Genomic DNA, 15063 nt, shown 5'->3' on the forward strand with positions numbered 1-15063 from the left:
GCTTTGAGTTTCACGGCCGATAAGGCGGGGAAAGATCCTGATGACAATGGGAATGCATGTGCGATTGGCCATGAGGGCCGCGATGCTGGGCGGTGTGGCCATGGCGCTTGCGGGCTGTCTCGGCAGCCCGACCTACGGCACCGGCACGGATGCGACGACGCAGCTTCTCAACGACATCGGCGACGTCGCATCCATTCGCCCTCAGCAGGGTGGTGACATCGCCTATCAGCCAAGGCCGGATCTGGTGCGCCCGACCGACACGTCAGCGCTGCCAGCGCCGCAGACCGCGCTGTCGCGGACCCAGGCTTGGCCGGAATCGCCCGAGGAAACCCGTGCGCGCCTGCGTGCCGAAGCCGATCTGTCGGGAGGAACCGGCAGCTTCAGTTCGCCGCTTGCTCAGCGCGAAGCCGGTGGCGGACGTGGGCGCGAGGCGCCCAATCCTCGCCGTGGTCCCGTGGGTGGACCCATCGGGCTTCCCAGTGGCCTTTCCGGTGCGGAAGCACAGGCAGACTACCGCGCCCGTCAGGAGATCGCGCGCGCAGCCGATCCCACAACGCGCAACTTCCTGTCGGAGCCGCCACTCGAATATCGTCAGCCGGTAGCGACTGCTCCGGTCGGTGACATGGGCGAATCGGAGCGGACCAAGGAACGCCGGCGTTTGCAGGAAGCGCAGCGCGGACAGTCCCTGCGCCAGAAGTGGCTCCCGTTCTAAACGATTGCTGCAACTACCGCTTGAGCGCGAAGAAGTCCTTGAGGATGCGTGCGGCGCTGGCTTCGCCGATCCCGGCATAAACGTCGGGAGCGTGGTGGCAGGTCGGCTGGTCGAAGAAGCGGCCGCCGCTGATCACGGCGCCCCCTTTCGGATCTGAAGCGCCGAAATAGAGCCGTCTGATGCGCGCGAAGGAAATCGCCGCTGCGCACATGGCGCAAGGCTCGAGCGTCACGTAAAGATCGCAGTCTGAAAGCCGTTCGCTGTCGAGGACACGGGCTGCGGCGCGAATGGCGGCGATTTCGGCATGGGCCGTCACGTCGCGCAATTCGCGCGTGCGATTGCCCTCCTGAGCGACGATGGTGCCTTCATGCACGATAACGGCGCCGACCGGCACTTCGCCGCGCAGACCGGCCGCTTCCGCAGCGGCCAGCGCGTGGTCCATGAATGTCGGGCGCTCTTGTCCAGCCATTTTTCTCTTAATCCAGATCGGGCAACCTGATAGGAAAGCGCCCGACAAAAGGCAAATCTCACAATGAGCTTCAAAGACAAGCCCAAGGGCAAGGGCGGCGCGGCCCCCCGTTCAAAGCCGCCGGTTCGCGACAGGAAAGCGAAGCCCGCAGCGGCAAGCGTGGCCGAAACAGGTGCAGCGAATGCGCCGGCTGAACCCGAGCGCATCTCCAAGCTTCTCGCCCGCGCCGGCATCGCCTCTCGGCGTGATGTGGAGCGCATGATTGCCGAGGGGCGCGTTCGGCTGAACGGCAAGGTCCTCGACACGCCGGCGATCAACGCCACCTTCGCCGATGCGATCGAAGTCGATGGCGAAGCCGTCAATGGCATCGAGCGCACGCGGCTTTGGCTCTACCACAAGCCTGCCGGCCTCGTGACGACCAATCGCGATCCGGAAGGCCGTGCGACCGTTTTCGAACGGCTCCCGAAGGCGCTGCCGCGGGTCATGTCCATCGGGCGTCTCGACATCAACACCGAAGGCCTGCTGCTGCTCACCAATGACGGCGGACTTGCCCGCGTTCTGGAGTTGCCGACGACAGGCTGGCTACGCCGCTACCGGGTGCGCGCCCATGGCGACATCAGCCAGGAAAAGCTCGACACGCTGAAGGACGGGATCGCGGTGGAAGGCGTGCTCTACGGCGGGATCGAGGCGACGCTCGACCGCCAGCAAGGGGCCAATGTCTGGATCACGATGGGGCTGCGCGAAGGCAAAAATCGCGAAATTAAGAACGTGCTCGGCGCGCTCGGGCTCGACGTGAACCGCCTGATCCGCATCTCTTACGGCCCGTTCCAGTTGCAGGATCTGCCGGAAGGCCAAGTGGTGGAAGTGCGTGGCCGCATGCTGCGCGATCAGCTCGGACCGCGCCTCATCGAAGAAGCCGGTGCGGATTTCGATGCACCCATTGTGCACCAGACCGATGGTGCCGATGAAGCCGATGATAGCAGGCAGAAAGCAGGCGCGAAGCCGAAGCCCTTCGGCGAGAAGCCGGCGGAACGGAACGAGCGGCTGCGCGGCCGTCTCGACACCAAGCGCGAGGCGCCCGCCTGGAGCAAGGACGAAACGCGGAGCAAGGATAGTCCCCGCAGTAAAGACGGGCCCCGTGGGAAAGATGGGCCCCGCAGCAAGGACGGTCCCCGTGGCAAGGATGCTGCTGGCAAGGATGGGCCGCGCAAGCCTGTGACGCCGCAGGTGCGTCGGTCGAGCAATGTCTGGATCGCGCCTGGTGCGCGGCCGATCGGCCCGAAGCGCGCCGCAGAGAAGGAAGATGCCGATCGCCGCCAGGCCGAGCGCGACGCCAAGCGGGAGTCGCGTGGCGACAGGGCAGGCGGTCGTCCCCGTCGCGAAGGTGGCGATGCAGGTGCGCGTCCCACGCGAGGCGCGAAGCCCGCATTCGCCGGATCCGATCGCGCACGCAGCGATGCGCCGCGCGACGGCGAACGTCCGCGCCGGGATGAACGCCCCCGCAGGGATGAAAACCCGCGCCGCTCGGATCGTCCGGGAGGGTCAGGGGCTGCAAGAGGCCCTGGCGCCAGAGGCGCAGGCGCGCGGGCGGAAGGAAACAGGCCTGCATCGGGTGGCGAAGGCCGGCCGAGAAGCCAGGATCGACCCGCGCCTGGTGGTGCATTGGAAAGACCAGCCGGGCGCGGCCCGCGTCCTGCAGGCGGTCCCGGCAAGCCGGGTGGCGCTGGACGAAGCCTCGGTGACAAGCCGGGTGCCGGTGGTCGCCCTTCAGGCGGCAGACCTACTGGGGCCGGTAAGCCCCGAGATGGGAAGCCAAGCGGCGGCAAGCCATCTGGAAGGCCCGGTGGCGGCAAGCCGAGAGATGGCAAGCCGGGTGGCGGCCCACGCGGTGCGGGCGGATCGAAAGGACCTGGCAATGCGGATCGTCGGCGGTGAATTCCGCGGTCGGTCTCTGAAGGCGCCCCGTACCGACGCCATTCGCCCGACCAGCGACCGTACCCGTGAAAGCCTGTTCAACATTCTCGCCCACGCCTATCCGGGCGCGGTCGAAGGCGCGCGCGTGCTGGAACTCTTCGCAGGCACCGGCGCCGTCGGACTCGAAGCCCTGTCGCGCGGGGCGTCATCGGCAATCTTCGTGGAGCAATCCGTCGAGGGGCGCGCCCTGATCCAGGCCAATATCGAGGCCTTCGGCCTGATGGGCCGCACCAAGATTTTCCGGCGCAATGCCACGGCGCTCGGCCCTTGCCGGAACCTTGAGCCCTACAGCTTCATCTTCGCCGATCCGCCCTACGGCAAGGGGCTCGGGGAGGCCGCGTTAAACGGCGCAGCGGCCGACGGATGGATCGCCGACGGTGCGCTCGTGCTGCTCGAGGAGCGGACCGATCAGAGCCCCGAGCTGGCTCGTTCATTTTTTCCTCTTGAATCCCGTGTATTCGGTGAAACGAGCATCCATTTCTATCGTTACGAGCCGGGACGAAACGGATCATGAGCATCGTCAACGAGCCATCAGCGATGACGCTGGACATGCGGCGTCGGACCTCCGAGCCGACGGTTGCCGTCGCGTTTGGCGGAGGCGGCGCGCGTGGCATTGCGCACATCCATGTCGTCCAGGCCCTCAACGATCTCGACATCCAGCCCGTCGCGATTTCCGGTGCATCCATCGGCGCGATCATCGGTTCGGCCATGGCAGCCGGCATGCGTGGCCGCGAAATCAGCGAATTCGCGCTCGCCACCGTCGGCAATTGGTCGGAAGTGGCAAGCCGCTTGTGGAAAATGCGCCCGCAGACGATTGCCGAAATGTTCCGTCGCAGGCGCGGGCAGTTCGGCCAGTTCGATATCGAGCGCATCCTGCATGGCTTCCTGCCGCAGGCGATCCCGCAGGATTTCGCCGACCTGCAGATACCGACGAAGATCGTCGTCACAGACTACTACGCCCAGTGCGAGCGGATCTGCGACACCGGTGATCTCTACAATGCCATCGGTGCCTCGGCTGCCATTCCCGCCGTCTTTCGTCCTGTCGTGCGCGGCGGCCGCGTGCTGATCGACGGAGGCATCTACAACCCCGTGCCCTACGACCATTTGTTGGGTCTGGCCGACATCGTCATCGCGATCGATGTCGCGGGCGGCCCTTGCGGCAACGAGACACGGATCCCGTCGCGCATCGACGCGATCTTCGGCGCAAATCAGCTGATGATGCAGTCGATCATCTCGATGAAGCTAAAGGCCTGTCCGCCGGACATTTTCCTGCGGCCCGACGTCAGCCGTTTCCGCGTGCTCGATTTCCCTAAAGTCGGGGAAATCCTCGCCGCTGCGGCACCGGTGCGCGATCAGCTGAAGTTTGCTCTCGACGAGGCTTTCGAGAGCCATGCCAAGGCCCACCGCGGCCATTGATCGCGGCAGGCCCTGATCACCTCAGGCCGCGAACACGGCGTCCATATCGGCGAAGCCCTTAAATTCGAGCGCGTTGCCCGACGGGTCACGAATGAAGAGCGTCGCCTGTTCTCCTGGCTGGCCCTCGAAACGGATCTGCGGCTCCAGGAGCCAGTCGATGCCGTCCGCGCCCTTCAGCCTCTCGGCGAGCGCCCGCCATTCGTCCATGGTCAGCACGGCTCCGAAATGCGGGATGGGCACAGCCTTGCCGTCGACCGTGCCACTGCCTTCGGCACCGGTGTCGCGCGCCGACGGACGCACATGGCCCGACATCTGATGGCCGAAGAGATCGAAATCGATCCAGGTCTCCGATTCCCGGCCGATCGCGCAACCGAGCACGTCGCGATAGAAGCTGCGCGTCTCTTCGATGTCGCGGATCGGAAAGGCGAGATGAAAGGGCCCGGCCATGAATGCTCTCCTCGAGATGAAAAACCGACGGCCTGTCTATGCGGTTCGTGGCGCGTTGAACAGGGAGCTGGCGCCTTGATGCGTTGCAGCAGGCGCAATACATGAGAGAGGCGGTTCGACGTACCGCCATTTCCGCCCGCCAAGTCCTGCCGCACACAAGCTGCCGGGATCGCACAACGCTTCAGGAGTTCCGATGATCGATACCAGCGCGCTGGAAAGAGAAGCCGCAAGGCTCGTCGACCTGGCCAAGAGCGCCGGTGCGGACGCGGCAGACGCGGTCGTGGCGCGCGGACGCTCCAAGTCGGTGTCGGTGAGGCTGGGCAAGGTCGAAGGCACGAACGCTGCCGAAAGCGACGATTTCTCGCTTCGGGTCTTCGTCGGCAAGAAGGTCGCGAGCGTCTCCGCAGGCCCCGGTGCGGATCTGGCAGAACTTGCCGAACGCGCGGTGGCCATGGCCCGTGTGTCGCCGGAAGATGCCTATGCGGGTCTCGCCGATCCTGAAGGCCTCGCCCAAGAGATCCTCGATCTCGACCGCTTCGATCCGACGGAAGTCTCGGCGAGCGAACTGACCGAAGCGGCCCTGGCCGCGGAGGCGGCAGCACTTGCCGTTGACGGCGTCAGCAACTCGTCCGGCGCCGGCGCATCGGCCGGCATGGGCGGCATGGTGCTCGTCACCTCGCACGGGTTCTCGGGTTCCTTCATGGCGACGCGCTTCGGCCGCTCAGTCAGCGTCATCGCCGGCGAAGGCACCAAGATGGAGCGCGATTACGATTTCGACAGCCGGCTCTTCGCCGCAGAACTCGATAGCCCCGAGACCATCGGCAAGCGGGCCGGCGAGCGGACTGTTCGCCGCGTGGGACCGCGCCAGGCCGAGACCGGTCGCAACATCACCGTCGTCTTCGATCCGCGCGTGGCACGAGGCTTCGTTGGTCATGTGGCCAGCGCCATCAATGGCGCATCCGTCGCGCGCAAGACGAGCTTCCTGCGCGACAAGATGGGCCAGCAGGTGATGAAGGCCGGGACCGTGATCACGGACGATCCGCTGATCCATCGTGGTCCCGCGTCCCAGCCATTCGACGGCGAGGGCGTGCGTGGTCAACGGATGACGATGATCGACGATGGCGTGCTGGCAAACTGGTTTCTCTCCAGCTCGACGGCACGCGAACTCGGCCTTAAGACCAACGGGCGCGGCGTGCGCAGCGGCAGCATCGTCAGCCCGGGCTCCACCAACCTCGCGCTGGAGCCAGGAGACATGTCGCCGGAGGACATGATCCGCCAGATCGGCACCGGCTTCTACGTCACCGAACTCATCGGCCACGGCGTCGACATGCTGACCGGCGAATATAGCCGCGGCGCCAGCGGCTTCTGGATCGAGAATGGCGAGATCGCCTATCCGGTCGCGGAAGTCACCATTGCCTCGAACCTGAAGGACATGTTCATGCGGTTGACGCCCGCCAATGACATCGACCGCAAGTTCGGGACCGCCGCTCCCACGATCGCAATCGAAGGAATTACGCTTGCCGGCCGATGATGCCCGCAACGCCGCCACCTGGACGGCCGATCTCGACCTGATCTTCGGTGCGGCCGAGGAGGCGGGGCGCATCGCCATGCGCCATTTCCGCAATGCGCCGGACGTCTGGTACAAGAATGGCGGAACCTCGCCGGTCTCGGCCGCAGACATGGCGGTGGACAGCTTCCTGAAGGACGCGCTGCTCGGAGCACGACCCGACTATGGCTGGCTGTCGGAAGAAACGGTGGATGCCGCCGATCGGCTCACGCATCGCAACGTCTTCGTCGTCGATCCGATCGATGGCACGCGCGCTTTCATCGAGGGCATGGATACCTGGTGCGTCTCCATAGCGATCGTGTCCGACGGCACTCCGGTCGCCGGCGTTCTGGTCGCACCGGCGCTGGCCGAGACCTACTCCGCATCGCAGGCGGGCCAGGCGCGCAAGAACGGTCAGGTGATGGTCGGCACTGCAGTGGATGCAACCCAACCCTTGCGGTTCGCTGCGCCCAAGCCGCTGGTCGAGGGCCTGTCCGAGCGCCTCGGGCGCAGCGTTTCGCGCATGCCGCACATCCCCTCGCTCGCTTATCGTCTGGCCATGGTGGCAGATGGCCGGCTCGATGCGACGCTCGTCAGCGCAAAGGCGCGTGATTGGGATATCGCTGCGGCCGATCTCATTCTGTCGCGTGTCGGCGGCCAGGTGATGACGCTTTCGGCCGAAACGATCGCCTATAACCGCGCCGAGACCGACCATGGCATCCTCGTCGCAGGGCAGGCAGCGCTGATGCCGGGCCTTGCGCATGCTGTGGCTGCACTCCACGCGCCGGTCGCCGAGCATTGACCTTTACGGCGAATTGTTCGAAACCGCTTTGGATTTCCGATCTATCGAAGGAACCGCCTAATGTCTGAAGCAGGACAGAAACAGCTTCTCCACCTGGTTTTCGGCGGCGAACTCGCCACGTTGAAGGAAGTGAAGTTCCGCGATCTCGACAAGCTCGACATCGTCGGCATCTTCCCCGACTACCAGTCGGCGCTGGCTGCCTGGAAGTCGAAGGCACAGCTGACGGTCGACAACGCCCACATGCGCTATTTCATCGTGCACATGCACAGGCTGCTCGATCCGGAGACCGACATCGTCACCGCAGTCAAATCGACGATCTGAAGCCGTCACCTTGCCGGTTCCCGACAATCAGCGCGTGGACCCTGCCGTCTCCTCCGGGAACGGCAGGCGGGTAACGCCGCCTGAACGAAGGCTCGGTCGCCGGATCCTGTCCTCGCCGGTTTTCCAGGCGGTCGCCGCGCGCGTTCTGCACGGCGTCTTGTGGTTCATCTACAAGACCAACCGTCCCGTGGCGTCGTCCGAAGATCTCGCGACGATCGCCAAAAGCGACGGTCCGCTGATCATCGCACTTTGGCACGGACAGCAATCGCTCGTGCAGTTCACGCGTCCTGAAAACGAGAAGGTCGCGAGTCTCGTTTCCCGTAGCGTCGATGCCGAAATCAACGCGCGGGTCATCCTGCTTGCCGGCAACGAAGTTGTGCGCGGTTCAGGCGGACGCGAGCGCGAAGCAGCAAGCCGCAAGGGCGGGGCGCAGGCGTTGATCGCGCTACGCAACGCGCTGCGGCGAGGGCGGCACGTGGTGATGATCGCCGATATCTCGAAGGGCGCGCCGCGCCAGGCGGGCGAGGGCGTCGTGCGGCTCGCCAAGGTCAGCGGTCGGCCGATCGTTCCGCTGGCGCTGGCAACGAGCCGCTATCATGTGGTCGAGAAGGCCTGGGACAAGATGACCATAAATCTGCCGTTCGGACGGCGTTGTCTGCGAATCGGCGCGCCCATCCATGTGGGGCCGGATGCAGGTCCGGACGAGTTGGAGGCCGCGCGCCAGAAAGTGACGGCCGAATTGAACCGGGTGACGGCGGCGGCGTACGAAGCGGCGGAGGCAGGCAGATGAGCGGAGGCTGGGCACGTGTCGTGCTGACCGGCTATCGCCTTGCCGGTGCAGCCGTTTATCCCTTCATCGGCGGCTATATCTCCATGCGCGCCGCGCGCGGCAAGGAAGAGCGTTCGCGCCGCCGGGAACGCTATGGCTACGCCAGCGCGCCCCGTCCAGAAGGCCCACTTGTCTGGTTCCATGCGGCGAGCGTCGGCGAAACCATGGCGGTCATTCCGCTCATCGAAGCGGTCGCCGAACGCGGCATCTCAATTGTCCTTACGACGGGCACGGTTACGTCTGCGACCATCGCGCGCGACCGGCTCGATCCGGCGATCCATCACCAATATGTGCCGCTCGACCTCCGCCCGGCCATCCGCCGGTTCCTCGATCACTGGCGACCGGACGTGGCGATCTTCGCCGAGTCGGAGATCTGGCCCATGACGATCCTGGAGCTTGGCGCGCGCCGGATTCCGCAGATCCTCGTCAATGGTCGGTTGTCCGACAAATCCTTCGAGCGCTGGAAGCGCCGCAGTTCGCTGGCCGAAGCGCTGTTCGAGCACTTCTCTCATGTGATCGCGCGCACAGACATCGATGCCGAACGGTTTCGCCAGCTCGGCGCCCGGCCCGTCACCATCTCGGGCAATCTGAAGGTCGATACGAACGCGCCACCTTATGATCCGGATGAACTTGCCGAGGTTCAGGCGCAGGTCGGCGATCGGGCGACCTGGGCGGCTATTTCGACATTCGATGGCGAGGAGGCGCTTGCCGCCGATGCCCATGAGTTTGTGCGTCCTCACGTCAATGCGTTGACGATCATCGTCCCGCGGCACCCGGAGCGCGGCGACGCGGTGGAGGCGATGCTGGTTCAACGCGGCCTCAAGGTGGCGCGTCGGTCGAGGGGCGATGTTATCGACGCGACGACGGATGTGTTCCTCGGCGACACCATCGGCGAGATGGGGCTCTATCTCCGCCTGACGGAGGTCGTGTTCGTCGGCCGTTCCTTGACCGGCGAAGGCGGGCAGAACCCGCTTGAACCGGCGATGCTTGGCGCGGCGGTGCTGTCGGGCCGCAATGTGCAGAATTTCCGCGAGACCTATCAGAAGCTTCTGAAGAATGGTGGCGGGCGTATCGTGCGCGATGGTGAGATGCTGTCCAAGGCCGTGCATTATCTTCTGACCAACGACAAGGTCCGCCAGGACATGATCAAGGCCGGCCAGCGCACGGTCCATGACATGCGCGGCGCGCTTGCGCTCACGATCCGGGCACTGGAACCCTATATCAGCCCGCTTGCGGTCAAGGCGCGGCTGCAGACCTACGAGATGGAACGACAAGAGGAGTGACGGACCATGGTCAGCGAGGCACCTCCTTTCTGGTGGAATGACGCGGATTGGCGCGCCAAGGGCCTCGCTCCCGTCGCCTGGGCCTACGGCTCGATCGCGCGGCGCATCATGGACCGCCGCCAGCGTCTGCGGCTGCCCGTCCCCGTCATCTGCGTCGGCAATTTCACTGTGGGCGGTGCGGGCAAGACGCCGACGGCCATGGCGCTGGCAAAGGCCGCCGTCGCCAAGGGTCGAAAGCCCGGTATCCTGTCGCGTGGCTATGGCGGCTCGATGGACGGCCCGGTTCTGGTCGATCCGCACCACCACCGCGCCAAGGATGTCGGTGACGAGCCGATGCTACTCGCAACGCACGCGCCGACCGTGATTTCGCGAGACCGCCGCCGCGGCGCCGAGATGCTGATCGCGAGCGGCGTCGACATGATCATCATGGATGATGGCTTTCAAAGCGCGCAGATCGAAAACGACTATGCGCTGCTGGTGATCGATGCGGGCCGCGGCCTCGGCAACGGCCATGTCATCCCGGCCGGCCCCGTGCGCGCGCCCGTGATCGATCAGTTGCGCCATGCGACCGCGTTGCTGACGGTTGGGTCAGGTGCCGCCGCCTCCGACATGGTGCGGCGCGCATCACGCGCGGGCAAGCCGATCCATCAGGCGCGCATCGTTCCGCGCGATCCGGGCCGGTTCAGCAGCCAGCGCGTCTTCGCCTATGCCGGCATCGGCGATCCGCATCGCTTTTTCCGCTCGCTGGAAGAGGCTGGGGCCGAGATCGTGCGCAAGCGCTCCTTCGGCGACCACCACCCCTTCACCGACGAAGAGATGCGTGACCTTATCGCCGATGCCGCCAAGGACGATCTGCAACTGGTGGCGACGGAAAAGGACGTGACGCGGCTCAAGGGCCACCATGGTCTCGCGGAAGAGCTTCTTGCCAAGACCGACGCGCTTCTGATCGACATGGTGTTCGATCAGCCGAGCATCCCCACGTCCATCGTGGAAAAGGCGATCGCGACCTTCAAGGACAAGCGGCTGTCGGCGCCGTTCGGCTAAAAAGCCAATGGCCGGATCAGGCGGGCAGCGTGCCGGCCCGCTTTTCGGCTTCGACGGACGCGATGACGTCCACATAGGCTTCCTGGCGCGCGACGCTCCAGTATTTCAGTTCGTCGATCGGAATCTGCTGGCCCGTGATGGCGCACAGCACATAGGTGCCGGGCACGACGACCTGAAAGTCGCCATCGAGATAGCGGAGCTTTGCGGGCCTGGCGCCCGCGCCCTCGAAGCGGTTCATCACGTTCTGGCTTCCTGCTTTGGACCTGTCGATGACGGGATATAGCAAGCCAGAGGAGCGGCGCACAACCGTCCTTTGCCCGCGTCCCGGTCTTCCACGCCTCGTGATGGCTGGCTCCTCGCTTCGAAATGTCGAATTGCGATCAGTTTCGCGCCTCCGGACGGTGAACCGACATCCGCCTCACCGGGAAACGCTTCAGCTTCGCCCGAACAGCCGCTCGATGTCGGCGAGCTTCAGTTCGATATAGGTCGGCCGGCCGTGGTTGCACTGGCCCGATCCTGGCGTCGCTTCCATCTGCCGGAGCAACGCGTTCATCTCCTCGGGGCGCAGGACGCGGCCGGATCTGACCGAGCCATAGCAGGCCATCGTCGCCGCCACATGATCGAGACGTGCTGCAAGTCCGCTCGCGTCGTCCCACTCCGCCATTTCGTCAGCAAGGTCGCGGACAAGCGCCACGGCATCGATCTCGCCAAGCATCGCTGGGGTTTCACGAATGGCGATCGCCCCTGGTCCGAAGCGCTCGATGCCGAGGCCGAGCTTCGCCAGTTCGTCGGCGTGCTGGAGCAACCGGTCGCAATCCTCTTCGGGAAGGTCGACGATCTCGGGAATGAGCAGGCCCTGGGAAGCCAGTGGTTGGTCGCCCGCAAGCAGCGTCTTGCGGAAGGCCTCGAAAACCAGCCGTTCATGCGCGGCATGCTGGTCGACAATGACGAGGCCGTCAGAGGTCTGCGATACGATGTAATTGGCATGCACCTGCGCCCGCGCCGCGCCAAGCCGATGGTCCGCCCCATTGAGTGCAGCCGGCATGGGTGCCGATGGCCGCGCGGAAGGCATGGAAATGGTGTCGAAAGGCGCTTGCTCGCCCTCGGAGAACCCCTGGGACGGCGCGCCGTCGAGCGGCCGAAAAGGCGAGTTCGCGACATCATAGCTGGCGGCAGCCGCCGCCGGTCGATAGGCGTAGGCCCCAGAATGCCCATTTGTCGAACGCGCTCCCATCGAAAAAGAGGCTGCCATCGAGCGTGCCGCGACGGTGGAGGCGCGGTCGCCTTCCATGGCAAGCGCTTCGCGGATGGCGCCGACGATCAGTCCGCGCACGAGGCCCGGATCGCGGAAGCGCACATCGGATTTCGCCGGATGAACATTGACGTCGACGAGCGCCGGATCGAGCGCGATCGACAGCACCGCAACCGGATGACGGCCCCGCGGGACGGTTTCGGCATAGGCGCCGCGCAGGGCCGATGCGAGCAGCCGGTCCTGCACGGGTCGTCCGTTCACGAACGCATATTGGTGCAGCGCGTTGCCGCGATTGAAGGTCGGCACGCCCGCATGGCCGGTCAGTTCCACGCCTTCGCGCCAGGCGTCGAGCGAGATCGCGTTTTCGGTGAAATCCTTGCCCAGGATCTGAGCGATGCGCGCCAATCGGTCTTCGCCGGTCGCGGGAAAGTCGAGCGTGGTTCGATCGGTGCCGCTCAAGAGAAAGCGGACATGTGGGAAGGCGAGCGCCATGCGGCGGACGATCTCGGTGATCGCGCTCGCTTCGGCGCGTTCCGACTTCATGAATTTCAGCCGCGCCGGTGTCGCGAAGAAGAGGTCGCGCACTTCCACGATGGTGCCACGGTTTGCGGCAGCGGGCCGAGCTTCGCAGTGGCGCCCGCCCTCGACGACGATCTCGTAACCCATGTCGGCATCGGCCATCCGGCTCGTGATCTTCAGCCTCGCGACCGAGCCGATGGAGGGCAGGGCCTCGCCGCGAAAACCAAGCGTGCGGATGTCCAGGAGATCGTCCGTGATCTTCGAGGTGCAATGCCGGCGCACGGCCAGCGCCAGATCGTCCGGCGCCATGCCGGAGCCATTGTCGGTCACGCGGATCAGCGTCTTACCGCCGCCTGACGTCGCGATCTCGATGCGGGTCGCGCCGGCATCGACCGCATTCTCGATCAGCTCCTTCACCACGCTGGCGGGACGCTCGACGACTTCGCCGGCGGCGATCTGGTTGATCAGCGTTTCGGATAGTTGGTGGATGGCCATGGCCCATTCTCGCGGATTCGCCTGCACGGCGGAAGATCAGACCGGAAGCTATCCCGCCCGATCATCGCTATTGCAAATCATTCGCAATTGACAGCGACGGGTTGAGCTCCTACCTTAAAATGAGAATGAGTTGCAATTGAAGGTGCGACATGTCGGGTGCTTCCCGCGTGACACTTGTATCCAGGGGGCTGCTCCAATTCTGCGCGATGGTCGCGGTGGCGATCCTCGCGCTGTCTCCAGGCGCCAATGCCCAGAACGCTGAGCGCGAGAAGCTCCAGGTCGTCGCCACGGTGTCGATGATCGGAGATGCCGTACGCTCCGTCGCCGGCGATCGCGCCGATGTCCAGACGCTGATGGGTGAGGGGGTCGATCCGCATCTCTACCGCCAGACCCAAGCGGATGTGGCCGCTATGGCCCGCGCAGACGCCGTCTTCTGGAACGGGCTCTATCTCGAGGCACAGCTTGAGGAATTTCTTGGGCAACTGTCCCGGCATCGACCGGTCTTCGCGCTCGGCGAAAACGTGCCCGCCGAAAAGCGCATCGCCAACGCCGATTACGCCGACCGCTATGATCCCCATATCTGGATGGATCCTTCGCTCTGGCGCTATGTGGTCGAAGGCGCCCGCGATGCGCTGATCGAACTCGATCCCGAAGGTGCGGAGATTTACGAGGCCAATGCCGAGCAAAGCCTCGCCGATCTGGCCGAACTGGAGGCCTACGCCAAAGCCAGCCTTGCAACCGTGCCCGAAGACAAACGCATGCTGATAACCGCGCATGACGCCTTCAGCTATTTCGGTCGTGCCTATGGCTTCGAAGTGCTGGGCATCCAGGGTTTGTCGACCGAGAGCGAGGCGGGCCTGCGGCAGGTCGATCAATTGGTCTTCCTCATTGTCGAGCACGATATCAACGCGATCTTCGTCGAAACATCCGTGTCGGAACGCAACGTGCGCGCCCTCATCGAGGGTGCCGCTGCCCGCGGCCAGGAAGTCACCATCGGCGGTCGGCTCTATTCCGATGCCATGGGTCCTGCCGGAACCTATGCCGGCACTTATATCGGCATGATCGATGCCAATGTGACCACCATCACGCGCAGTCTCGGCGGCGATGCGCCCGCTGGCGGAATGGCCGGCCAACTGGGCGAAAGCTGAGAAGAGGCCGAACCGAACGCCATGCTGAACCGCGTCGATCAACCGCCGGCCCTGTCGATCTCCGGTCTTTCGGTCGCCTATGGCGACAAGCCGGCTCTTTCCGCCGTCAATGCCGTGTTCCACCAGGGCCGGATGAGCGCGGTGATCGGCCCGAACGGTGCCGGCAAGTCCACGCTTTTGAAAGCTGCCATGGGCATGGTGCCCCTGATCACCGGCAAGGTGGAGTTTTTCGGCCTGCCGCTAGCGGCTGCCCGCAATCGCGTCGCCTATGTGCCGCAGCGCGCGAGCGTCGATTGGGATTTCCCGGCATCGGTCATCGATGTCGTGATGATGGGTCTTTACGGCGAACTCGGCCCGTTCCGTTTCGCCGGGAAAAAGCACAGGGACAAGGCGCGCGAATGTCTGCGCGAGGTTGATCTGGAGCCCTTGGCCGATCGCCAGATCGGACAGCTCTCGGGCGGCCAGCAGCAACGCGTGTTCATCGCCCGTGCACTCGCCCAGAAGGCCGATCTCCTGATCCTCGACGAGCCGCTGGCCGGCGTCGACGCCGCGACGGAACGCACGATCGTAACGCTTCTGAAGAAGCTCGCCCGCGAAGGCGCGGCAATCATCACGGTTCACCACGATCTCTCGACGGTGCGCGACTATTACGACGACGTCCTGATCATGAATGTCCGAACCGTTGCCAACGGCACGGTGGCGGACACCTTCACCGAGCAAAAGCTCGCCGATGCCTATGGCGGGCGCCTCGTCGGAGCTGGCCTGCCGGCTCCGGTACCTGGCGCCAAGGTCGAGGCGTAAGACCG

16 protein-coding genes are annotated in these 15063 nt (G+C 65.0%); 12 read left to right on the plus strand and 4 right to left on the minus strand.

Annotated elements, in window-relative coordinates; all coding sequences use genetic code 11:
- Nucleotides 1-82: 82 nt before the first annotated feature.
- A complete protein-coding gene (locus QQL76_RS09070; RefSeq protein WP_499207347.1) occupies nt 83-712 on the plus strand; it encodes a hypothetical protein in 630 nt (209 codons plus the stop codon).
- Nucleotides 713-725: 13 nt separating this feature from the next.
- Here QQL76_RS09070 and QQL76_RS09075 read toward each other — a convergent pair whose 3' ends face one another.
- Nucleotides 726-1181: a nucleoside deaminase gene (locus QQL76_RS09075; protein WP_499207348.1), complete on the minus strand. Its 456-nt coding sequence runs from the start codon at nt 1179-1181 to the stop codon at nt 726-728.
- 63 nt (nt 1182-1244) lie between these two features.
- On the opposite strand from QQL76_RS09075, the gene QQL76_RS09080 reads away from it, so the two are divergent.
- From QQL76_RS09080 to QQL76_RS09090, 3 genes are read left to right on the plus strand one after another with little or no spacing between them, the layout of a single operon-like run.
- On the plus strand, nt 1245-3116 hold the full coding sequence (locus tag QQL76_RS09080) for a pseudouridine synthase (RefSeq protein WP_499207349.1): 1872 nt from the start codon (nt 1245-1247) through the stop codon (nt 3114-3116).
- Nucleotides 3097-3669, plus strand: a complete 573-nt coding sequence (gene rsmD, locus QQL76_RS09085) for an RsmD family RNA methyltransferase (RefSeq protein ID WP_499207350.1) — start codon at nt 3097-3099, stop codon at nt 3667-3669. The genes QQL76_RS09080 and rsmD overlap by 20 nt, the downstream gene beginning before the upstream one ends.
- Entirely contained in the window at nt 3666-4571 is a 906-nt protein-coding gene (locus QQL76_RS09090) for a patatin-like phospholipase family protein (RefSeq protein WP_499207351.1), read from the plus strand. The genes rsmD and QQL76_RS09090 overlap by 4 nt, the downstream gene beginning before the upstream one ends.
- A gap of 21 nt (nt 4572-4592) precedes the next feature.
- Here the strand turns inward: QQL76_RS09090 and QQL76_RS09095 are convergent, their stop codons facing one another.
- The gene (locus QQL76_RS09095; RefSeq protein WP_126011637.1) at nt 4593-5018 is read right to left on the minus strand and encodes a VOC family protein; all 426 of its coding nucleotides are present in this window, start codon (nt 5016-5018) and stop codon (nt 4593-4595) included.
- A gap of 193 nt (nt 5019-5211) precedes the next feature.
- Here QQL76_RS09095 and QQL76_RS09100 point away from each other — a divergent pair, with 193 nt between their 5' ends.
- From QQL76_RS09100 to lpxK, 6 genes are read left to right on the plus strand one after another with little or no spacing between them, the layout of a single operon-like run.
- Nucleotides 5212-6549, plus strand: coding sequence for a TldD/PmbA family protein (locus QQL76_RS09100; RefSeq protein WP_499207352.1), 1338 nt, complete (start codon nt 5212-5214; stop codon nt 6547-6549).
- Nucleotides 6536-7366, plus strand: coding sequence for a 3'(2'),5'-bisphosphate nucleotidase CysQ (locus QQL76_RS09105; protein WP_499207353.1), 831 nt, complete (start codon nt 6536-6538; stop codon nt 7364-7366). The genes QQL76_RS09100 and QQL76_RS09105 overlap by 14 nt, the downstream gene beginning before the upstream one ends.
- Nucleotides 7367-7426: 60 nt before the next feature.
- Nucleotides 7427-7687, plus strand: coding sequence for a DUF4170 domain-containing protein (locus QQL76_RS09110; protein ID WP_126011633.1), 261 nt, complete (start codon nt 7427-7429; stop codon nt 7685-7687).
- Nucleotides 7688-7697: 10 nt separating this feature from the next.
- A complete protein-coding gene (locus tag QQL76_RS09115) occupies nt 7698-8477 on the plus strand; it encodes a lysophospholipid acyltransferase family protein (RefSeq protein WP_499207354.1) in 780 nt (259 codons plus the stop codon).
- The gene (gene waaA, locus QQL76_RS09120; protein ID WP_404862730.1) at nt 8474-9799 is read left to right on the plus strand and encodes a lipid IV(A) 3-deoxy-D-manno-octulosonic acid transferase; all 1326 of its coding nucleotides are present in this window, start codon (nt 8474-8476) and stop codon (nt 9797-9799) included. Before QQL76_RS09115 ends, waaA begins: the two co-directional genes overlap by 4 nt.
- Before the next feature lie 6 nt (nt 9800-9805).
- The gene (gene lpxK, locus QQL76_RS09125; RefSeq protein ID WP_126011629.1) at nt 9806-10843 is read left to right on the plus strand and encodes a tetraacyldisaccharide 4'-kinase; all 1038 of its coding nucleotides are present in this window, start codon (nt 9806-9808) and stop codon (nt 10841-10843) included.
- Between the two features lie 16 nt (nt 10844-10859).
- On the opposite strand, the gene QQL76_RS09130 is transcribed toward lpxK, so the two are convergent.
- Both QQL76_RS09130 and mutL read right to left on the minus strand, forming a co-directional pair.
- Nucleotides 10860-11081 carry a DUF2093 domain-containing protein gene (locus QQL76_RS09130; RefSeq protein WP_126011627.1) on the minus strand — a complete coding sequence of 74 codons (222 nt, stop codon included), beginning with the start codon at nt 11079-11081 and terminating at the stop codon, nt 10860-10862.
- A 195-nt stretch (nt 11082-11276) separates the two neighbouring features.
- The gene (gene mutL / locus QQL76_RS09135; protein ID WP_499207355.1) at nt 11277-13109 is read right to left on the minus strand and encodes a DNA mismatch repair endonuclease MutL; all 1833 of its coding nucleotides are present in this window, start codon (nt 13107-13109) and stop codon (nt 11277-11279) included.
- A 149-nt stretch (nt 13110-13258) separates the two neighbouring features.
- On the opposite strand from mutL, the gene QQL76_RS09140 reads away from it, so the two are divergent.
- Both QQL76_RS09140 and QQL76_RS09145 read left to right on the plus strand, forming a co-directional pair.
- The gene (locus tag QQL76_RS09140) at nt 13259-14257 is read left to right on the plus strand and encodes a TroA family protein (protein ID WP_499207356.1); all 999 of its coding nucleotides are present in this window, start codon (nt 13259-13261) and stop codon (nt 14255-14257) included.
- 21 nt (nt 14258-14278) lie between these two features.
- The gene (locus QQL76_RS09145) at nt 14279-15058 is read left to right on the plus strand and encodes a metal ABC transporter ATP-binding protein (protein WP_499207357.1); all 780 of its coding nucleotides are present in this window, start codon (nt 14279-14281) and stop codon (nt 15056-15058) included.
- Nucleotides 15059-15063: the final 5 nt, after the last annotated feature.

The sequence above is a fragment of the Rhizobium albus genome (assembly GCA_030160035.1).
Classification (GTDB): Bacteria; Pseudomonadota; Alphaproteobacteria; order Rhizobiales; family Rhizobiaceae; genus Georhizobium; species Georhizobium albus.